The sequence below is a fragment of the Pontibacterium sp. genome, assembly GCF_964228735.1.
GTDB lineage: Bacteria > Pseudomonadota > Gammaproteobacteria > Pseudomonadales > Balneatricaceae > Pontibacterium.
The window spans coordinates 1-19,255 of record NZ_CAXRBQ010000147.1; the positions used below are offsets into that span (position 1 = coordinate 1).

Sequence of the window (19,255 nt, forward strand, 5' to 3'; positions counted from 1 at the left end):
TACGGTGGTGATGGACGTACCCACTCAGGACGTGATCTCCCGCGACAACGTTTCGGTGATGGTCAACGCCGTGGTGTATTACCGCGTAGTGGATTCCCAGAAAGCGATCATCAATGTGGAAAACTTCCACGAAGCCACCAGCCAGCTGGCACCAACCACCCTGCGCTCGGTGCTCGGCCAGCATGAACTGGACGAGATGCTCTCCTCCCGTGATGCCCTCAACAAGGACATCCAGACCATCCTCGACCAGCAAACCGACGACTGGGGCATCAAAGTGAGTAACGTAGAGATCAAACACGTGGACCTGAACGAATCGATGATTCGCGCCATCGCCAAGCAGGCAGAGTCCGAGCGTGAACGACGCGCGAAAGTGATCCACGCCACCGGTGAGTTGGAAGCCTCCGAGAAACTGCGTGAAGCCGCCCGAATCCTGGCAGAGCAACCGCAGGCGATGCAGCTGCGTTACCTTCACACCCTGACCGAGATCGCCGGTGAGCACAGCAACACCATCGTTTTCCCACTGCCGATCGACCTGTTAAAGAGCCTGCAAGATACCCTGAACAAAGGCACAAATAGCAGCACCTAACGCTGCACTTTAACCCAGAGATCGCATACCATCCCTGCTATCCGTTTCGTCATATCAGGGACACCGCCGTGCAGGACATTATCACCCAGAGCCAGTCCGTTTCGCTGACGTCCAGCGCAGACCGTTACCAGAAACCGGGCCTGCCGCTGCTGCAGATCAGCAACCAAAGCTGCGATGCCGTCATCGCACTGCAGGGTGCCCACCTGCTGGAATTCACCCTGAAGAACGGCACCAAGCTGCTCTGGTTGAGCCCAAATGCCATCTTTGCTGAAGGCAAAGCGATCCGCGGTGGCATCCCGGTCTGCCTGCCCTGGTTTGGTGTAAACCGAAAAGATCCTTCGAAACCCAAACACGGCTTCGTGCGCAACCAGGATTGGCAGCTCACCACTCTCCGTGAACCAGATACAGAGACTACCGAGCTGGTATTTAGCTATACCGCCAGCGAAGAAGACCTGAAGCTGTTCCCGCATGCATTCAGCGCGAAACTGACACTGCGCCTGTCACACCAGATCGACATGCAGCTGGAAGTGAGTAACCACTCCGATGGTGACGCCCAGTTTAGTTGGGCCCTGCACAGCTACCACCCGGTGGCTAATCTGACCGACGTACGCGTCAGCGGTCTGGCTGGTCTGAGCTACCTGGATAACCTGCAGGGCCTGAAACCGGTGAGACAAGAGGGGGATGTCCGTTTCTACGGCGAGGTCGATCGGGTGTATGAATCGGTACCAGCCACCCAACAGATCCTCGGCACACCCAACCTGAATATCACCGGCGAGAACTGCCCCACCGCGATTGTCTGGAACCCAGGCGCAGCAAACGCTGCCGCAATGGCTGATGTGGGAGAAGAGATCCACCAGCAATTTATCTGCGTAGAGAGGGGTGCTGCGTTCGCTAACAGCTGGACTCTGGGATCAGGTGAGTCCCGCTGTGCACGTTTGCAGATTGCGGAATCAACGCCCAAGTAATACCTGAGCAATCATATCTGGTATTCTCTGACGAAACTTCCTGATCACACTGTGGAGCTTTTATGTCGATCAGCAATGCGGTCATCAACATTACCAACCTGCGCCTGCGCACCTTTATCGGTTTTAATCCGGAAGAGATGACCAAACAACAGGACGTTGTCATCAATATCGAGATCCACTACCCAGCTGACAAAGCGATGGCTAACGACGATGTAGAAGCCGCACTGAACTACAAAACCATCACCAAACAGGTGATCTCCCATGTCGAAGCCGGTCACTTCAAACTACTGGAAAAACTGGTGTCTGACGTGCTGGATATCTGCTCGGAGCACCCGTGGACTGAATACGCGCGTGTGACCATTGATAAACCACACGCGCTGCGCTTTGCAGATTCGGTATCGTTGTCGCTGGAGTGGCGTAGGTAAATATCGGAAACACTGGGTTGTGTGGTACAACGCGCAACCCAGTTAGTGCGAGCAAGCCTCAGGACTCTTCAATATCCTGCATCAAGGCCGAACGGCTACCCTCCGGTACTGCCATCTCCACCGAATACTGTGGGTGATCCACCCCCATCTTCACACCGGTCTTGATATTCAGCACTGACCGTTGCATCTCAGGCGTAAGTTCAAAACGCAGGAAATGCACACTGGAGGTTTTCTCTTCGTTGTCCCGCTCCAGATCCTCATCAGCAATCGCATACACCGGTGCATGACCGTTCACCCGCACCCATACCTTGCGTTCCACACCGATCAATTCAGAGAGCGCCTGACGGCGTTGCTCCACATCGTCGTATTCGATCAACATGGTGGCTTTCCAGTTGCCGCCATCTGGGATTAGCGGATTGTAAGTATCCAGCTCTTCCTGAATCGCATCGGCTTCGAAAATCCGCTCGGCGCGCAGCATCTCCTGAATTTGGTACTGCATGGTGAGGCGGTCTTCAAACAACAGGCGGATATGATCCCCCAGCATCACCTGACGGTTGGCTTTGTGGGCCATTACGTCCCGACGAAAGTTGTCTCGACATTCGGCATAGGCTTCCAACGACAGCAGATCAGCACGGGTCAGCTTGTTCATAATCAGATTTCCTCAGAGTCCGTATGCTTTGTGCAGTAGGGAGATCGGGTGCTGGGATTCAGGGCGTTCGCTCAGCTGGGCGATATGGCCTCCGGCCATCGGGCAGTCGCTGCTCAGGGTAGATCCCTCAGCGGCCTGAACTTTACGCGCTACGGGACGACCAATCTTCACGGCCTTATCGTGGGTTTCCACTTTCACGGCGTAGGTGCCGTCGTGACCGGAACAGCGCTCCAGCACATTCACCTTGGTATCTGGCACCAGACTCAGCACATCACGCGCCTTGTAGCCGATGTTCTGTACCCGCAGATGACAGGCAACCTGATAACTGATATCGCCAAGCGGATTGGAAAAATCGGTGCGCAACAGGCCGTCTTTATGGCGCAGCCAGAGATATTCAAAGGGATCAAAGAAGGCATTTTTTACTTTCTGGACCTGTGGATCGTCCGGGAACATCAGTGGCAGTTCCTGCTTGAACATCAGCACACAGGATGGCACTAAAGCGGTCAGGTCATAGCCTTTATCCACAAGCGCTGCCAGTACGGGTACATTGTGCTCTTTGGCGCGCTCAACACTTTCCAGGTCGCCCAGCTCCATCTTTGGCATGCCGCAGCAGCGTTCGCTGTTTACCAGTTTCACTGCAATGTCGTTGTGATGAAACACATCCACCAAATGGGTGCCCAGCACCGGGCTGTTGTTGTTCCCGTAACAGGTGGTAAAGAGTGCAACCTGGCCACGGGTCTGCTCGGTGGACCTGACCTTGACCTCACGCAGTTCGTGCAGCTGCTCTTTCACCCGTTTGCGCATGGTGTTGGAGTGAAACTTAGGCAAGACGGCCTGATGATGCACGCCCATGGTTTTTTCCAGCAGGTTACGCGCCCAGCGTTGCTCGTTCATGGTGTTGATGGTTACATCCACCACGGGAATCGTCGCCCAGCGACCAACACTGTCGGTACTGGTCAGCACTTTGTCGCGGAAACTGGCGCCCTGCTGCTGGTATTTCACTGCTTTGGCACGCAACATCAGGTGGGGAAAGTCGACGTTCCACTCATGGGGCGGCACGTACGGGCACTTGGTCATAAAACACATATCACAGAGGTAACACTGGTCGGCGACTTTCATGTAGTCCGCCGGATCAACCCCGTCGATCTCCATCGTGTCGGACTCGTCCACCAGGTCAAACAGGGTGGGAAAGGACTCGCACAGGTTCACACAACGCCGGCAGCCGTGGCAGATATCAAACACCCGCTCCAGCTCTTTATTCAGCTCGTCGGCGTCATAAAACGATTCGTTTTTCCAATCCAGGGGGTGACGTGTAGGTGCGTCCAGGCTGCCCTCACGGTCAGGCGACTTGCTCATACCGTTGGTCTCGCAGCCGGAGATCGGAGCGCATTACTGCACCCTTGCTCCGATCCCCGTATCAGGGATTAGTCCAAAGCATCCAGTGCTTTCTGGAATCGGTTGGCGTGGCTGCGCTCGGCCTTCGCCAGGGTTTCGAACCAGTCGGCAATCTCATCAAACCCCTCGTCACGGGCAACTTTGGCCATGCCCGGATACATATCGGTGTATTCGTGGGTTTCGCCGGCAATGGCGGCTTTGAGGTTGTCGGCGGTCTGGCCGATTGGCAGACCGGTGGCGGGATCACCCACCTCTTCCAAGTAATCGAGATGGCCATGAGCATGGCCGGTCTCACCTTCAGCGGTAGAGCGGAACACCGCAGACACGTCATTGTAGCCTTCTACGTCAGCCTTAGCGGCAAAGTAGAGATAACGTCGGTTGGCCTGGGATTCGCCCGCAAATGCATCCTTCAGATTCTGCTCCGTCCTGCTACCTTTGAGAGACATGGTCACTCTCCTCTAAACAGTGAATCAAGACAGCTCAATTTAAGGATAGGTAAGCGTGACGGGCGTTTCTAAATAAAGATTCTTTATTCTGACTATTGAGTACCGCTATCGCTACGGCCAGAAGAAGGGAGGTGGCGGCTATCGTCATCCATAACGGGCGCCGCCACCGGGGTTAAACCTCTTCGGTTTCGGCGGAATGCACCAGGATACTCGCCAGATCCGGCGTTGGCCGCCCGATGTAATACCCCTGTGCATAGGTGATGTTGGCGGCTTCCACCAAATCCAACACTTCCTGGCTTTCCACAAACTCGGCGATGGTTTCCAGGTTCAGTTCCTTCGACAGCTTGGCGATGCTGTTCACGAACGCCATATCCCGCTTGTCGCTTGCCATATTGGCGATGAACTCACCCTCAATCTTCACGTAGTCGATCGGCAGATGCTTGAGGTAGTGGAAGGAAGAGAAACCGGAGCCGAAGTCGTCGATCGCCAACTTGAAGCCCTCCTCCTTCAGGTTGGCTACAAACTGCTCCAATACCGAGATACTTTTCACCGTATCGCGCTCGGTAATTTCAAACACTACGCTCTGGGTATTGATCTGATGCAATTGGGTCAGACGCTTCACCTGGTGGATAAAGTCGCTCACCACCACCGCACGCGGCGACATGTTGATAAACAGCATACCCTGATAGTTGATCGCTCTGGCAGCGGCAAACGCTTTGTCCATCACGATGTAATCCAGAGCGTGAATCTTATCCATCGATTCGGCGATCTCGATAAACTCTGCCGCCTTCATCAGGCTATCGTCCGGCAGTTCGATACGGCTCAGTACTTCAACCGCGGTCACCCGGCCATTGTCAGTGCGCTGGATCGGCTGGAACACCGGGATCAGTTTGCGGTGTTCGATCGCATGTTTCACCAGCAGCGTCTTCTCGCTCATATCCTTGAAGATATTCACCAGATCGTGCTCGTCCGGCACACAGAGGCGGTCCTTACCATCCTGCTTGGCGCGGTACATCAGGTTATCCACAAACATGAACAGGTCTTTCTTATTCTGCGCATGGTCAGGATAAATACCGATACCGATCGAGGCGGTGACTTTCAGTTCAGCGCCGGAGGTGTGGGTAACCGAGAAGCAGCGGATACGCTCCAGTAAGCGACGTCCCGCGTTTTCCGCTTCCTCCAGGTCTGCTTCAGACAGCATCACCACAAATTCGTCGCCACCATATCGAGCTACGACAGCCCCCTGCGGGAAGGTGTCGAGCAGGCACTCTGCAAAGGTCTCCAGCAGTTTGTCGCCCCAGCTATGACCGTAGCCATCGTTGATCGACTTGAAGTTATCCAGGTCGATCATCAACACTGCCACCTTGTAGTCGTGGCGGGCACAGCGATCCAGCTCGTATTCCAGCAGTTCCCAGAACATGCGCTGGTTGTAGAGGTTGGTCAGTGGATCACGGGTCGCGTAGTACTCCAGGTCGTTGGTGTACTTGTAGATAGCACGGACCGAACCCACCACGTTAAGCAGTGTGGACAACACACTTTCCAATACCAATAGCTTGGTCTGGTCACGGATGATCTCGGCCTGTACACCGATACCCACAATGCCACCAATTTTTGGCGTATCAACCAGCAGGGATTTGCACTGCAGCTCGATACTATCCTGATCCAGTTCAATCTCAGGCCCAACCCGACTGGCCACGTTATGACGCACATTGAGGCCCGCCGCATACAGTTGGGAGTCACTCTCTTCCAGGCGGCGGATTACCGCTTTTTCCATGTTGTCCTGGGTGTCCTGACTGGCCGGCCGCAGCCAGAAGATCTCAAGGTCAAACAGTTCATCGTCCACCTTAAAAATGGAGAACATGGTGTGGGCGTCGATCACCTTGTTGATCTCCATCAGCAGGTCGCTGACGTATTCACGCCAGTCGCGCACCACTTCAGAGGTGATCACAAACTTCTCCAGCAGCCGGATCTCAAACTCCAGCAGCTCTTTATCCACCGCCACATCCCGCAGTTTGGTCGCCAGGGTCGCAACCTCATCGTAGATACGTCCCAGTTCCTGAAAATCGATTTTGGAACGCTCCAGGTCCAGCTTTTTCAGGTCGGCAATCGATTCCACCGTAGATACGCCTTCGGTCAGCTGATGGATTGATTCATCGACACGGCGAGTCAGGGAACGGACGGCAAAGAATCCTAATAAAAGAGGGAGGGGGGCAATAAACAGCAGGCTATAGATCAGGTTGCTTTGGGCTTGAGAGAGGGCACTGCCCAGATTTTGTTCGACCTCAATCAGGCCAAGGGTGTCGCCAACCTCGGCATTGGTGTGACAGGCAAGACAGGCGTCTTTTGCAATTAAGGGGTAAAGGTAGCGGCTGGACAGGTCATCTTCATGGGAGCGTGTCTGGCCGTTCCGTATTGCCTCTTTAAGACTCTCGTCCATCTCTGGCTGATCTATCTGGCCAAACAGCCTGTCCACAATCGGCGCCCGGTAGAGGGTGACCTTCAGATCGGCGTCGGTGTTGTCCTGCTCCATCTGACCGAGGAACTGCTCCAGCTGCTCACGACTCCAGCCCTGACTCATCACCAGGTACATAGAGTTAAACGTCTGTCGGGCAACGCGCTCAGCGACCGCATTAGCATTGTCGCGGATACTGCTGGTAAACGCCTGGCTGGCGATCACAAAGATCACCAGGAACCCCAAAGCGGAGAACAGCAAAATCCACTTAAACAGATATGACTTGATGGTACTGCTTCGCGACCGCATCTTGTTTTAATGCACCCATTACCCAATACAAAACGACCTTAAAACTAGCACAAAGCAACTGTTTTTAAACAATTTATTCCATTAAAAAACAATATTCCGTGTTCAGATCAATTTTTCACCGTTTGAATTATGCTGCAGAAAGCCAAACAAACGTTTGAATAAAACGAAATTTCAGGCACAAAAAAGGCCCCTACTGGGGCCTTCTCGATAAACGTGTAACTGATCAGTGCAGATCAAGCACGTCCTGCATGTTGTAGATGCCGTTATCCTTGTCGCTGACCCAACGCGCTGCACGTACGGCACCTTTTGCGAAGGTCATACGGGAACTCGCCTTGTGAGTAATTTCCACGCGCTCGCCTTCGGTGGCAAACAGCACGGTGTGGTCACCCACTACATCACCGGCACGAATGGTGGCAAAACCGATCTCTTTCTTCGGACGTGCGCCCACCTGACCTTCACGGCCATATACCGCACACTCCTTCAGGTCACGACCCAGCGCATCAGCAACCGCTTCACCCATGCTCAGTGCGGTACCGGATGGAGAGTCCACTTTGTGGTGGTGGTGCGCTTCAACGATCTCAACGTCGTAGTCATCGCCCAGTGCTTTGGCAGCCATCGACAGCAACTTAAAGCACAGGTTTACACCCACGCTCATGTTGGAGGCAAAAACACCGGCCAGCTTATCACCGTAGCTGTTCAGCTCGTCGCGCTCAGCATCGCTCAGGCCAGTGGTGCCAATCACAATCTTCTTGTTGTTGGCCGCACAGAACGCCAGGTTCTGTAGAGTCGCCTGCGGCGCGGTGAAGTCGATCAGTACGTCGAAATCATCCACAGCATCAGCGATGTCACCTACGATCTTAACGCCCAGTTTGCCTACGCCAGCGACTTCACCGGCGTCAGCACCGATCAGGGAGCTGGTAGGTTCTACGATCGCGGCACCCAGCTCGACACCTTCAGCCTGTTGGATCGCTTCAATGTTGGTTTTACCCATACGTCCGGCGGCACCGGTCACTGCAATTCTGATCATGCGTTTTAATCCTGATTAGCTGCCTGTTACAGGCAACACATTATTCGTTCGGAATGTTCTGGTCCATATCCAGTGCAGGTTTTTCACAACCGGCACTGCCGACAATCTTCGCGGGCACCCCCACCACGGTGGTGTGTGGCGGTACATCTTCCAGTACAACGGAGCCACCGCCTACCTTAGCACCGGCACCCACTTCGATGTTACCGAAGATCTTCGCACCGGCAGCAATCAATACACCTTCGCGGATCTTAGGGTGACGGTCGCCGGATTCTTTGCCGGTACCACCCAGGGTTACATTCTGCAGGATCGACACATCGTTTTCGATCACGCAGGTCTCACCCACGACGATGCCGGTTGCGTGGTCAAACATCACCCCACGGCCGAATTGTGCCGCCGGGTGGATATCCACCTGCAATACGGAGCTCACACGGCTCTGGATATAGAGCGCCATGGAGTGACGCCCCTGCTTCCACATCCAATTGGCAACACGGTGTGCCTGGATCGCGTGGAACCCTTTCAGGTAGAGCAGAACTGTAGAGAGTTTGCCGATCGCCGGGTCACGGGTGCGTACTGCACTCAGGTCGTGACATACGGAAAGGATAATCTGAGGATCGGACTCAAACGCCTGCTCGATCAGCTCACGCAGAGTGACTGCTGGCATTACCTCATCGGCCAGCTTACCTGCCAACAGGTAGGAAAGTGCAGATGAAAGGTTGCGATGTCCGATAATGGTTGCGTGAAAGAAGCTGGCCAGAAACGGTTCGTTTTCCGCTTCTACCCGTGCTTCTTCCTGAATCATCGCCCAAAGTGCTTTGGGTTCGAGTGGTATGGAGGTCATAAAGCCCTCAGTGTCGTGCCCTTGAAACAGTGCGGGCCGGAAACCGGCCCACCGTTTAGGTCATATCTTCAAAAAACTTCTTCACCGAATCAAAGAAACCGTGCTTCTTCGGTGAATGCTTGCTGTTGCCCTGCTCCATCTCATCGTGGAACTCACGCAACAGTTCTTTCTGGCGGCTGCTCAGGTTAACCGGCGTTTCCACTACCGCACGCACCAGCAGATCACCGACGGAACCGCCACGTACCGGTTTTACACCTTTGCCGCGCAAGCGGAACAGTTTACCGGTCTGGGTTTCAGCAGGTACTTTGAGTTTAACGCGACCATCCAGGGTTGGCACTTCCAACTCGCCACCCAAGGCTGCATCTACAAAGCTGATCGGCACTTCGCAGTACAGGTGTTTGCCGTCACGTTCGAAGATTGGATGCGCCGTCACGTTCACCTGAACGTACAGGTCGCCTGCAGGACCACCGTGGGAGCCCGCTTCACCTTCACCTGCCAGACGGATACGGTCACCGGTATCAACACCCGATGGGATCTTAACGGACAGGGTCTTGGTCTTCTCGATGCGGCCCTGACCACGACAGTCACCACACGGATCGGAGATCACGTGGCCTTCGCCGCGACAGGTCGGACAGGTCTGCTGCACAGAGAAGAACCCCTGCTGCATACGTACCTGCCCCATACCACCACAGGTGCCACAGGTTTTTGGTGATGTGCCTGGTTTGGCACCGCTGCCGTGACAGGTTTCACAGTTCACCAGTGTTGGAACTTTGATAGTGCGCTCTACACCACGTACCGCCTCTTCCAGGGAGAGGTCCATGTTGTAGCGCAGGTCTGCGCCGCGCTGCACGGAGCTACGACGGCCACCACCGCCGCCACCGAAGATATCACCAAAGACATCACCAAAGATGTCACCGAAACCACCTTCGAAACCACCGCCGCCAAAGCCGCCACCCATGTTGGGATCAACACCGGCGTGACCATACTGGTCGTACGCAGCTTTCTTCTGGGCATCGGAGAGAATTTCGTAGGCTTCGTTTACTTCCTTGAACTTCTCTTCCGCTTCCTTATCATCCGGGTTACGGTCCGGGTGAAACTTCATCGCCATGCGGCGGAAAGCTTTTTTGATGTCGCGGTCGGACGCGTCTCGGTCAACGCCGAGCACTTCGTAGTAGTCTTGTTTTGACATAGTCGGTTCTGGCTATCTCTTTAATCGGCGACATTTGCCGGATACAACAACGCGGGCCGAAGCGTTTTAGCCCCGAATCCCGCGATGCCTTGCACAGCAGTTATCCGGTGGGAGGCGACTCCACACCGGACAACGTCCTATCAGAAGTCAGACGTAGAATTACTTCTTGTCGTCCTTAACCTCTTCGAACTCAGCATCAACGGCGTCATCGCCTGGCTTCGCTTCTTCAGCGCCGCCTGCTGCCTGCTCTGCTTCAGCCTGCTGAGCCGCTTCAGCGTACATCTTCTGAGCTACGCCAGAGATCGCTTCAGTCAGGGCTGCAGTTTTCGCTTCGATCGCGTCTTTGTCATCGCCTTTCAGGACTTCTTCCAGTTCAGCGGTCGCGCTTTCTATGTTTGCTTTCTCTTCGTTAGTCGCTTTGTCGCCAGCTTCTTCCATGGTCTTCTTCGCAGAGTGAACCATAGCGTCGCCCTGGTTGCGCGCCTGAGTCAGTTCTTCAAACTTCTTATCTTCTTCCGCGTTCGCTTCCGCGTCGCGTACCATCTGTTCGATCTCATCATCGCTTAGACCGGAGGATGCTTTGATCACGATGGACTGTTCTTTACCGGTTGCCTTGTCCTTCGCGGAAACGTTCAGGATACCGTTGGCATCCAGGTCGAAGGTTACTTCGATCTGAGGCATGCCGCGTGGTGCTGGCGGGATGTCAGCCAGGTCGAAACGACCCAGAGACTTGTTCTGCGCAGCCTGCTTACGCTCGCCTTGTACCACGTGGATGGTAACCGCAGTCTGGTTGTCATCCGCAGTGGAGAAGATCTGAGATTTCTTGGTTGGGATAGTGGTGTTCTTCTCGATCAGAGGAGTCGCCACGCCACCCATGGTTTCAATACCCAGAGTCAGTGGTGTTACGTCCAGCAGCAGTACGTCTTTCACGTCACCGGCCAGTACCGCCCCCTGGATAGATGCACCCATCGCTACCGCTTCGTCAGGGTTCACGTCTTTACGTGGCTCTTTACCGAAGAAGTCAGCAACAGCTTTCTGAACCATTGGCATACGGGTCTGACCACCAACCAGGATCACTTCGTCGATTTCAGACGCTGACAGGTCGGAGTCCTTCAGCGCGATGCGGCATGGTTCGATAGAGCGGGTTACCAGCTCTTCAACCAGGGATTCCAGTTTCGCACGGGTCACTTTAACGTTCAGGTGCTTAGGACCAGTCGCATCAGCAGTGATGTACGGCAGGTTAACGTCGGTCTGCTGTGCAGAGGACAGTTCACACTTCGCTTTCTCAGCAGCTTCTTTCAGACGCTGCAGTGCCAGAGGGTCGTTGTGCAGGTCGATACCGGATTCTTTCTTAAACTCGTCTGCCAAGTACTCGATCAGACGCAGGTCGAAGTCTTCACCACCCAGGAACGTGTCACCATTGGTTGCCAGTACTTCGAACTGGTGCTCGCCGTCTACATCAGCGATCTCAATGATGGAGATATCGAACGTACCACCACCCAGGTCGTATACCGCGATGGTCTTGTCGCCTTTGGACTTGTCCATGCCGTATGCCAGCGCCGCAGCGGTTGGCTCGTTGATGATACGCTTAACTTCCAGGCCTGCGATCTTACCTGCGTCTTTAGTTGCCTGACGCTGGGAGTCGTTGAAGTATGCAGGTACGGTGATTACCGCTTCGGTAACTTCTTCACCTAGGTAATCTTCTGCAGTTTTCTTCATCTTCTTCAGAACTTCAGCAGATACCTGTGGCGCAGCCAGTTTGTTGTCACGCACCTGTACCCATGCATCACCGTTGTCGGCTTCTACGATCTTGTACGGCACCATCTTGATGTCTTTCTGTACAACATCGTCTTTAAAACGACGACCGATCAGACGCTTGATCGCAAACAGGGTGTTGTCAGGGTTGGTTACCGCCTGACGTTTCGCCGGCTGGCCTACCAGAGTCTCGCCATCGTCTGTATACGCGATGATAGACGGGGTGGTACGATCGCCTTCAGCGTTCTCAATAACTTTGCTCTTCTCACCATCCAGGATAGCTACACAGGAGTTGGTAGTACCCAGGTCGATACCGATGATTTTACCCATTCGAATGTCACTCCAAGTTTCTGCCCGTTAAGACGGGTCAGCGGTCAAATCTTAAAAAATGCTTTGAAATCTATATTGGTGCGCCAAACTCAGTTTCAAGGGTCGGCACCAACTTTTCTTCAGTTCAAATCAGCCTTTGGCTACCATCACCATCGCCGGACGAACCAGACGACCGTTCAGGGTGTAGCCTTTCTGCATCACTGCAACAACGGTGTTGGCAGCCACGCCTTCCGCCGGCACCATGGACATCGCCTGGTGCAGTTCCGGATTGAATGGCTCGCCTTCAGGATTCAGCTGTTCAACGTTGAACTTCGCCAGACCACTGACAAACATGTTCAGCGTCATCTCAACACCTTCGCGCATTGGCTTAACGGCATCGTCGTCACCGGCTGCTTCAATCGCGCGTTCCAGGTTATCAACGACGGACAGCATTTCGGTCGCGAATTTCTCCAGACCGAACTTGTGCGCTTTTTCAACGTCCTGTTCTGCACGGCGACGGATGTTCTGAATCTCCGCCTGACCACGCAGCATCTGGTCTTTCATAGCAGCAACTTCTGCCTGAGCGACCTCCAGCTGGCTCATGAGCTCGGCCACGGTCTGCAGCTCTGGCTCTGCCTCCTCCGCCAGAGGATCAGTCTCAAGCGCAGCTTGCTCTTCGGCTGTTACCTCTTCCACAACGGCCTGTTCAGCCTGCTGAGCTTGCTCAGTTGCTTCGGTTTCAGGGGCTTTTTCTTCGTTTGCCATCTGGAATCTCCAACATTTACTGCACCGATGTGCACAGAGTTATTCTTGCCTGTCGCTGTATATGGGGCCCGCTCAACGCTTTTCAACACCAAAATCCACAATTTTTTGTCATGAATAAGATTTAAGTTTGCACTGCAGCTGATTATTGCTTATACAGTAAAAAATACTGTATAAATACACAGCTTCCTTTGGGCGACTACAGGCAAACGTGCGATGCTGAATCAGATAAATATCCGTGACTACGCCATCGTTGATGAACTTGATCTTGAACTTCAGAACGGCATGACCGTGGTCAGCGGTGAAACCGGTGCCGGCAAATCGATCATGCTGGATGCGCTCGGCCTCACCCTGGGTGATCGCGCCGACAGCGGCGCGGTACGTAACGGTGCCGAACGCGCAGAGATTACTGCCAGCTTTGATATCACCAATATCCCTGAAGCCCGTGCCTGGCTGCAGCAGCAGGAGCTGGATATGGACGGCGACTGCATCCTGCGCCGGGTCATCACCCGCGAAGGCCGTTCCCGCTGCTACATCAACAACCGCCCTAGCCCAATCGGTGCAGTGCGGGAGTTAAGCGAGCACCTGATCGATATCCACGGCCAGCACGAACATCAACGCCTGCTGAAGAAAGAACACCACCGTCTGTTGCTGGACCAATACGCCGGTGCGGGCATGCAGGCAGGTAAAACCCAGCGCACTTTCAACGAGTGGCGCAAGCTGGATAAAAAGCTGCGCCAGCTCAGCGAAGCCAGCGATGAACAGGCAGCTCGTGTACAGTTGCTCAGCTATCAGATCGAAGAGTTAGATCAGCTCAGTCCTACCGAAGGCGAGTTGCAGGATCTTGAGCAGGAACAGAAACAGCTGGCTAATGCATCCGAGATTCTGCACAGCGGCCACCAACTGATGGCCCTGGCCACCGAGGGAGAAGGCGATAACTGCCTGGCCCTGCTCAACCAATGCATGCAACTGCTTGGCAATATGTCAGACCAGCAGGGCATTGCTCAGGTGAGCGAGATGCTGAACAGCGCACACATCCAGATCGAGGAGGCTGGCAGCGAATTGCGCCACTATCTGGACGGTGTTGAGCTGAATCCGGAACGCCAGATGGAAGTTGAAGAACGCCTGTCCACGCTCTACGACGTTGCGCGCAAACACAAAGTACAACCTGAAGAGCTGGCGCGTCTGCATCAGGAACTGGCCGACGAACTACACAGTCTGCAACACAGCGACGAAGCACTGGAGCAACTGCAGCAGGATGTCGAACAGAAACGGACCCAGTTCCGTAAGGAAGCCGAGAAACTCAGCGCCATGCGCGCCAAAGCTGCACGTAAGCTTAGCAAGGCAGTGGACGAGCAACTGCATAACCTGGGTATGCTGGCAGCCAACTTCACCGTGCAGCTCTCGCCTTACGAGGCCGATCAGCTTAACGCCATGGGACTGGAAGAGGTGGAGTTCCTGATCAGCACCAACAAAGGCCAGCAGGCGCGCCCATTGGCGAAGATCGCCTCCGGTGGTGAACTGTCCCGTATCAGCCTGGCGATCCAGGTGATCACTGCCCAGACCTCCAGCACACCAACCCTGATCTTCGACGAAGTGGATGTGGGTATCGGCGGCGCGGTGGCAGAGGTGGTTGGACGCCTGATGCGTCAGTTGGGTGAGCGCACCCAGATCCTCTGTGTGACCCACCAACCCCAGGTGGCATCCCAGGGCCATCAACACCTGTTTGTCAGCAAGAAGGCCCGCAAGCAGCAGACCTTTACCCGCATCAACCGCCTGCGCACCGACGAACGCGTGCAGGAAGTGGCACGGATGCTGGGTGGTATCGAGATCACCGAGCGCTCGATCGAACACGCCCGCGAAATGCTCAACGGCGCGATCACCCACTGATCACGCAATTTTCCCCGCAATAAAAAAGCCAGCTTAAAGCTGGCTTTTTTATTGGCTACTGATTTCCCGAGGGAGATCGATTACTTCTCTTCAGCGTCCTTGGATACACCGTAGAGATAGAGGGTACGGTCGGTAATGGTGAAACCGTTCTTCTCTGCAATTTCGTCCAGCAGCGCATCCAGGCGTGGATCGTTGAATTCACGGACAACACCGGACTTCACACATACCATGTGATCGTGATGGTCGTCGCGCGCCAGTTCAAATACGGAGTGACCGCCTTCGAAGTGGTGACGGGACACCAAACCCGCTGCCTCAAACTGAGTCAGAACGCGGTATACGGTTGCCAGGCCGACATCCTCACCGGCAGACATCAACAGCTTGTAGATATCCTCTGCACTGAAGTGTTCACCAGCCTCTGCCTGTTCGAGGATCTGGTAAATTTTAACGCGTGGCAGCGTTACTTTAAGTCCAGCCTTGCGCAGTTCCTGATTTTCGATTGCCATAATAATTCTCTATGCTGTTCCTGACTCGGAATGATACACTGCCTCCCATTATCCGCATTTAACTGTGAAAGTGGAAGCCAGAAAGAAATGCAAAAAGTTCTTGTTAGCATTGCCCTTATAACGTTGTTGGCAGGCTGTTCCGGATTTCCGGGTGTGTACAAGATTGATGTTCAACAGGGTAATGTCGTGACCCAGGAGATGGTTGACCAGCTGCGCCCGGGAATGACCCGCAGCCAGGTTCGCTACGTATTGGGTACACCACTGCTGACTGATACCTTCCACGCCAACCGCTGGGATTACGTTTACACCCTGCAGGAAGGCAAAGGCGACTACGACCGCCAGACTCTGACCGTTCTGTTCGAAAACGACAAACTGGTTGCTGTACGCGGCGACTACCGCCCTGGCGCCGCCAACTAATCACTTCCCTTTACGTGCAGCCTCTTCAGCGTCTTTCTTAGCTTTCATCTTGGCTGCACGTTTTGCGCGTGCTTCCTTCGGATCCGCAATCAATGGACGGTACAGTTCTACACGCTGACCTTCCTGCAGGATCGTTTCCTTCGGATCACGGATCGCCTTACCAAAAATTCCCATTGGAATACTGTCCGGGTCGATTTCCGGATACGCCTCAACGATACCGGATCGGATCACCGCATCGTACACAGAACAATCTTCCTCCACCTGCAGCGCAATGATTTTCTGATCATGAGGCAATGCATACGCCACTTCTACTCGGATCATCGGGAATACCTGTCAGTTAATAGATTTCGTCAGCGCGTTTTACGAACGCTTCAACCATGGTGGTCGCAACCTGGTTGAACACCTTGCCCATTGCCAGAGAACTCAACTTACCGGAGAACTCAAAACCCAGGCTCAACTCCACCTTGGACGCCTCGTCACTCAACGGCTTGAATGTCCAAACTCCAGACAACGCCGAGAAAGGACCATCCACCAGCTCCATCGTCATCTCCGTTGGACGGGTCAGGCGATTGCGCGTGGTGAAACTGTATTTCAATCCCCCCTTGGACACATTCAGGGTAGCAACAAGTTCATCTTCAGACCGACTAATGACTTTAACCGAGCTGCACCACGGCAGAAACTGAGGATAACTATCCACATCATTTACCAGATCAAACATCTGCTCTGCGGTGTGCAGAACCAAAGCGCTACGATCAACCTGCGTCATTGTACGGCCTCTGAAAACAGTTCGCGGTGATTATACGTGATTCCACCGCATTTTCACGGACGTGGCGGGGAGAAGAAAAAGAGGATCGTGAAGAGAATAAAGACGGCCGCCCGAGGACAGCCGTCTGAAGCACAGTTTAGCCTGCGATTTTCTGATACAGGTTAACTACGAAGATAATGGACACCGCCAGAGGTGCGATGAAACGGATAGAGATGTACCACAGGTAGAACAGGCCATTCTCTTCCATTGCCAGCTCGTCCAGGCTGACCTTCTTCTTCACAAACCAACCGGCAAACAGGGAGATAAAGATACCACCCAGCGGCAGCATGATATTGGCCGTCGCGAAGTCCAGGAAGTCGAAGGTATTCATGCCGAACAGAGTGAAATCAGACATGAAGTTGAATGAACCCAGTGCCAGGATACCCAGACCCCATACAGTCAGGGCCAGGATCACACAGGAGGTCACACGGCTCATACCGAAGTTTTCCACCATGTACGCCGCAGCAGGCTCCATCAGGGAGATCGCAGAGGTCCACGCCGCCACACCGATCAGCAGGAAGAACAGGAAGCCAAACAGCTGACCGCCCGCCATCTGACCGAATGCTACCGGCAGGGTCACAAACATCAGGCCAGGACCCGCACCTGGATCCATGCCGTTTGCGAATACAATCGGGAAGATCGCCAGACCCGCAATCAGTGCCACCAGCGTATCCATCGCAGCGATGGTCAGTACCGTGCCGCCGATAGATGCCTTCTTCGGCATGTAGGAACCGTATGCCATGATCGCACCCATACCCAGAGACAGGGTAAAGAAGGAGTGACCCAAAGCTACCAGTACCGCATTCCAGCTCAGCTTGCTTACGTCAAACTCAAACAGGAAGTTCCAGCCATCAGAGAAGTGGCCGGTATTCATGGAGTAACCCAGCAGCACCAACAGCAGCACAAACAGCGCCGGCATCATGATACGGGTTGCACGCTCCAGACCTTTATTTACACCACCCGCTACAACGGTCATTACCATCACAACGAATACGGTGTGCCAGATCAGCAGGCTTTCCCAGTCGCCCAGCAGGCCGTTGAAGATCGCGCCAGCCTGCTCACCACCGATACCAACAAAGTCACCTTTGCCCATACCCGCGATGTAGTACAGCACCCATCCCGCAACGACGGAGTAGAAAGAGAAGATCATGAAGCCCGATAGAACACCCATCAGCCCCACCAGCGACCACTTGCCGCTGTGACCGGACTCTTTTGCCACCTCCCGCATCGCATTAATCGGACTCTGTCGCGCACGACGCCCAATCAATACCTCGCCCATCATGATAGGCACGCCTACCAGCAGGATGCAGACCAGATAAACAAGAACGAAGGCACCGCCGCCGTTCTCACCGGTGATATATGGAAACTTCCAGATGTTACCCAAGCCGACAGCGGATCCGGTCGCTGCCAGGATAAAGATCCATCGGTTCGCCCAGGAACCGTGAATTGATTGTTTTTCTTGCATTGCAATCTCTAATTAGTGTCGCGACTTTCGTATAGTGTACAAACTCGCGGTATTGTTCATATCCTGATCGATCTTGCAACGAAAAGTCGGTAAAAATTCGATCATTTAGGCATAAATCAACAATTCCGTACAAGAAACATAGTTTCCTCCTGCTTTCCTTGCATCCTGCAGCTCTATATAATCGCGCGCTATGGCAAAGAAGAAGAAAGCAAAAAGCAGTGGCAACACCATCTGTCAGAACAAAAAAGCCCGCCACGAGTACACGATCAGTGACAAATTCGAGGCAGGCCTATCTCTGGCTGGATGGGAGGTTAAAAGTCTGCGCGAAGGACGCGCCCAGTTGGTCGACTCCTACATCATTTTTAAGAATGGTGAGGCGTGGCTGGTTGGCGCACACTTTACGCCTCTCAAAACGGCCTGCACCCATGTGGTAGCAGATCCGACCCGTGACCGTAAGCTGCTGCTTCACAAACGCGAGATTTCAAACCTGATTGGCGCAGTGCAAGCCAAGGGTTACACCTGCGTGGCGCTTTCCCTTTACTGGAAAAATGATCGCGTCAAATGCGAGATCGCTCTGGTGAAAGGTAAGAAACAACACGACAAGCGCGCTGACGAGAAAGAAAAGGACTGGAACCGTCAGAAACAGCGCCTCATGGCCGCGAAGTAATTCTTACAATTCTGTTGTCATAGGCTATAATGGCCGCACATTTGGGGCTGACTTGGCTTCGACGGGGATTACGAACCCTTTAATGCATGTCGTGAGTGTAGTGAATCACGTAAATCCATTACTACACAGTTATAGTTGCTAACGACGATAACTACGCACTAGCAGCATAAGTCTGCTACGCCACACTCTTAGGTGTCTGTAACTAGGAGGTTTGTGGTGTCATCCGAGACAGAATCGCCCGGAAGCCTTGTCTCAGGCTGAACGGTTAAAACTTAAAGAGGCTCGCCCATAGCACCCTGGCTCTCGGGTCGCGACGGGTTAACTCAATAGAGAAGCCTAAACATGTAGATTTAGAGGCAGAGGATTCGCGGACGCGGGTTCGAAACCCGCCAGCTCCACCA

19 protein-coding genes and 1 other RNA gene are annotated in these 19,255 nt (G+C 54.0%); 7 read left to right on the forward strand and 13 right to left on the reverse strand.

What is annotated here, in order from left to right:
• The 3 genes from ACEQ15_RS16495 to folX all read left to right on the forward strand — a co-directional run.
• The coding region (locus ACEQ15_RS16495; protein ID WP_370280336.1) for a slipin family protein at positions 1 to 586 on the forward strand (586 nt) is incomplete at its 5' end.
• Positions 587 to 654: 68 nt separating this feature from the next.
• Positions 655 to 1,551, forward strand: coding sequence for a D-hexose-6-phosphate mutarotase (locus tag ACEQ15_RS16500; RefSeq protein ID WP_370280337.1), 897 nt, complete (start codon positions 655 to 657; stop codon positions 1,549 to 1,551).
• A 62-nt stretch (positions 1,552 to 1,613) separates the two neighbouring features.
• The gene (folX, locus tag ACEQ15_RS16505; RefSeq protein WP_370280338.1) at positions 1,614 to 1,976 is read left to right on the forward strand and encodes a dihydroneopterin triphosphate 2'-epimerase; all 363 of its coding nucleotides are present in this window, start codon (positions 1,614 to 1,616) and stop codon (positions 1,974 to 1,976) included.
• A gap of 58 nt (positions 1,977 to 2,034) precedes the next feature.
• Here the strand turns inward: folX and ACEQ15_RS16510 are convergent, their stop codons facing one another.
• The 9 genes from ACEQ15_RS16510 to grpE form a co-directional block, all read right to left on the reverse strand.
• Complete coding sequence (locus tag ACEQ15_RS16510) at positions 2,035 to 2,625, reverse strand: DUF3501 family protein (RefSeq protein ID WP_370280339.1); 591 nt, start codon at positions 2,623 to 2,625, stop codon at positions 2,035 to 2,037.
• A 12-nt stretch (positions 2,626 to 2,637) separates the two neighbouring features.
• Positions 2,638 to 3,981, reverse strand: a complete 1,344-nt coding sequence (locus tag ACEQ15_RS16515; RefSeq protein WP_370280340.1) for a heterodisulfide reductase-related iron-sulfur binding cluster — start codon at positions 3,979 to 3,981, stop codon at positions 2,638 to 2,640.
• 68 nt (positions 3,982 to 4,049) lie between these two features.
• The gene (locus ACEQ15_RS16520; RefSeq protein WP_370280341.1) at positions 4,050 to 4,466 is read right to left on the reverse strand and encodes a rubrerythrin family protein; all 417 of its coding nucleotides are present in this window, start codon (positions 4,464 to 4,466) and stop codon (positions 4,050 to 4,052) included.
• Between the two features lie 172 nt (positions 4,467 to 4,638).
• The gene (locus ACEQ15_RS16525; RefSeq protein WP_370280342.1) at positions 4,639 to 7,227 is read right to left on the reverse strand and encodes a putative bifunctional diguanylate cyclase/phosphodiesterase; all 2,589 of its coding nucleotides are present in this window, start codon (positions 7,225 to 7,227) and stop codon (positions 4,639 to 4,641) included.
• Between the two features lie 223 nt (positions 7,228 to 7,450).
• The gene (gene dapB / locus ACEQ15_RS16530) at positions 7,451 to 8,254 is read right to left on the reverse strand and encodes a 4-hydroxy-tetrahydrodipicolinate reductase (RefSeq protein ID WP_370280343.1); all 804 of its coding nucleotides are present in this window, start codon (positions 8,252 to 8,254) and stop codon (positions 7,451 to 7,453) included.
• Positions 8,255 to 8,294: 40 nt separating this feature from the next.
• Positions 8,295 to 9,092 carry a serine O-acetyltransferase gene (gene cysE, locus ACEQ15_RS16535; RefSeq protein ID WP_370280344.1) on the reverse strand — a complete coding sequence of 266 codons (798 nt, stop codon included), beginning with the start codon at positions 9,090 to 9,092 and terminating at the stop codon, positions 8,295 to 8,297.
• A 55-nt stretch (positions 9,093 to 9,147) separates the two neighbouring features.
• Positions 9,148 to 10,281, reverse strand: a complete 1,134-nt coding sequence (gene dnaJ / locus ACEQ15_RS16540; protein ID WP_370280345.1) for a molecular chaperone DnaJ — start codon at positions 10,279 to 10,281, stop codon at positions 9,148 to 9,150.
• 159 nt (positions 10,282 to 10,440) lie between these two features.
• Positions 10,441 to 12,366 carry a molecular chaperone DnaK gene (dnaK, locus tag ACEQ15_RS16545; protein WP_370280346.1) on the reverse strand — a complete coding sequence of 642 codons (1,926 nt, stop codon included), beginning with the start codon at positions 12,364 to 12,366 and terminating at the stop codon, positions 10,441 to 10,443.
• Positions 12,367 to 12,495: 129 nt separating this feature from the next.
• On the reverse strand, positions 12,496 to 13,110 hold the full coding sequence (grpE, locus tag ACEQ15_RS16550) for a nucleotide exchange factor GrpE (protein ID WP_370280347.1): 615 nt from the start codon (positions 13,108 to 13,110) through the stop codon (positions 12,496 to 12,498).
• Between the two features lie 213 nt (positions 13,111 to 13,323).
• Between grpE and recN the strand changes: the two genes are divergently transcribed.
• Positions 13,324 to 14,997, forward strand: coding sequence for a DNA repair protein RecN (gene recN, locus ACEQ15_RS16555; RefSeq protein WP_370280348.1), 1,674 nt, complete (start codon positions 13,324 to 13,326; stop codon positions 14,995 to 14,997).
• An 80-nt stretch (positions 14,998 to 15,077) separates the two neighbouring features.
• Here the strand turns inward: recN and fur are convergent, their stop codons facing one another.
• Positions 15,078 to 15,500: a ferric iron uptake transcriptional regulator gene (gene fur / locus ACEQ15_RS16560; RefSeq protein WP_370280349.1), complete on the reverse strand. Its 423-nt coding sequence runs from the start codon at positions 15,498 to 15,500 to the stop codon at positions 15,078 to 15,080.
• Positions 15,501 to 15,587: 87 nt separating this feature from the next.
• Here fur and ACEQ15_RS16565 point away from each other — a divergent pair, with 87 nt between their 5' ends.
• On the forward strand, positions 15,588 to 15,917 hold the full coding sequence (locus tag ACEQ15_RS16565; protein ID WP_370280350.1) for an outer membrane protein assembly factor BamE: 330 nt from the start codon (positions 15,588 to 15,590) through the stop codon (positions 15,915 to 15,917).
• On the opposite strand, the gene ACEQ15_RS16570 is transcribed toward ACEQ15_RS16565, so the two are convergent.
• From ACEQ15_RS16570 to ACEQ15_RS16580, 3 genes are all read right to left on the reverse strand, one after another.
• The gene (locus ACEQ15_RS16570; RefSeq protein WP_370280351.1) at positions 15,918 to 16,238 is read right to left on the reverse strand and encodes an RnfH family protein; all 321 of its coding nucleotides are present in this window, start codon (positions 16,236 to 16,238) and stop codon (positions 15,918 to 15,920) included.
• A gap of 16 nt (positions 16,239 to 16,254) precedes the next feature.
• Positions 16,255 to 16,683 (reverse strand): type II toxin-antitoxin system RatA family toxin, encoded by a 429-nt coding sequence (locus ACEQ15_RS16575; RefSeq protein WP_370280352.1) that lies wholly within the window; start codon positions 16,681 to 16,683, stop codon positions 16,255 to 16,257.
• Between the two features lie 136 nt (positions 16,684 to 16,819).
• On the reverse strand, positions 16,820 to 18,187 hold the full coding sequence (locus tag ACEQ15_RS16580; RefSeq protein ID WP_370280353.1) for a sodium-dependent transporter: 1,368 nt from the start codon (positions 18,185 to 18,187) through the stop codon (positions 16,820 to 16,822).
• Between the two features lie 190 nt (positions 18,188 to 18,377).
• Between ACEQ15_RS16580 and smpB the strand changes: the two genes are divergently transcribed.
• Together smpB and ssrA are read left to right on the forward strand one after the other, a co-directional pair.
• Entirely contained in the window at positions 18,378 to 18,854 is a 477-nt protein-coding gene (gene smpB / locus ACEQ15_RS16585; RefSeq protein ID WP_370280354.1) for an SsrA-binding protein SmpB, read from the forward strand.
• Between the two features lie 43 nt (positions 18,855 to 18,897).
• Positions 18,898 to 19,255: a transfer-messenger RNA gene (ssrA, locus tag ACEQ15_RS16590) on the forward strand.

Coding starts and splice junctions, on each gene's coding strand:
- ACEQ15_RS16565 (WP_370280350.1), top strand. CDS start 15,588: ATGCAAAAAGTTCTTGTTAGCATTGCCCTTATAACGTTGTTGGCAGGC.
- smpB (WP_370280354.1), top strand. CDS start 18,378: ATGGCAAAGAAGAAGAAAGCAAAAAGCAGTGGCAACACCATCTGTCAG.
- folX (WP_370280338.1), top strand. CDS start 1,614: ATGTCGATCAGCAATGCGGTCATCAACATTACCAACCTGCGCCTGCGC.
- recN (WP_370280348.1), top strand. CDS start 13,324: ATGCTGAATCAGATAAATATCCGTGACTACGCCATCGTTGATGAACTT.
- ACEQ15_RS16520 (WP_370280341.1), bottom strand. CDS start 4,466: ATGTCTCTCAAAGGTAGCAGGACGGAGCAGAATCTGAAGGATGCATTT.
- ACEQ15_RS16570 (WP_370280351.1), bottom strand. CDS start 16,238: ATGATCCGAGTAGAAGTGGCGTATGCATTGCCTCATGATCAGAAAATC.
- dnaJ (WP_370280345.1), bottom strand. CDS start 10,281: ATGTCAAAACAAGACTACTACGAAGTGCTCGGCGTTGACCGAGACGCG.
- ACEQ15_RS16515 (WP_370280340.1), bottom strand. CDS start 3,981: ATGAGCAAGTCGCCTGACCGTGAGGGCAGCCTGGACGCACCTACACGT.
- ACEQ15_RS16525 (WP_370280342.1), bottom strand. CDS start 7,227: ATGCGGTCGCGAAGCAGTACCATCAAGTCATATCTGTTTAAGTGGATT.
- grpE (WP_370280347.1), bottom strand. CDS start 13,110: ATGGCAAACGAAGAAAAAGCCCCTGAAACCGAAGCAACTGAGCAAGCT.
- ACEQ15_RS16575 (WP_370280352.1), bottom strand. CDS start 16,683: ATGACGCAGGTTGATCGTAGCGCTTTGGTTCTGCACACCGCAGAGCAG.
- cysE (WP_370280344.1), bottom strand. CDS start 9,092: ATGACCTCCATACCACTCGAACCCAAAGCACTTTGGGCGATGATTCAG.
- dapB (WP_370280343.1), bottom strand. CDS start 8,254: ATGATCAGAATTGCAGTGACCGGTGCCGCCGGACGTATGGGTAAAACC.
- fur (WP_370280349.1), bottom strand. CDS start 15,500: ATGGCAATCGAAAATCAGGAACTGCGCAAGGCTGGACTTAAAGTAACG.
- dnaK (WP_370280346.1), bottom strand. CDS start 12,366: ATGGGTAAAATCATCGGTATCGACCTGGGTACTACCAACTCCTGTGTA.
- ACEQ15_RS16510 (WP_370280339.1), bottom strand. CDS start 2,625: ATGAACAAGCTGACCCGTGCTGATCTGCTGTCGTTGGAAGCCTATGCC.
- ACEQ15_RS16580 (WP_370280353.1), bottom strand. CDS start 18,187: ATGCAAGAAAAACAATCAATTCACGGTTCCTGGGCGAACCGATGGATC.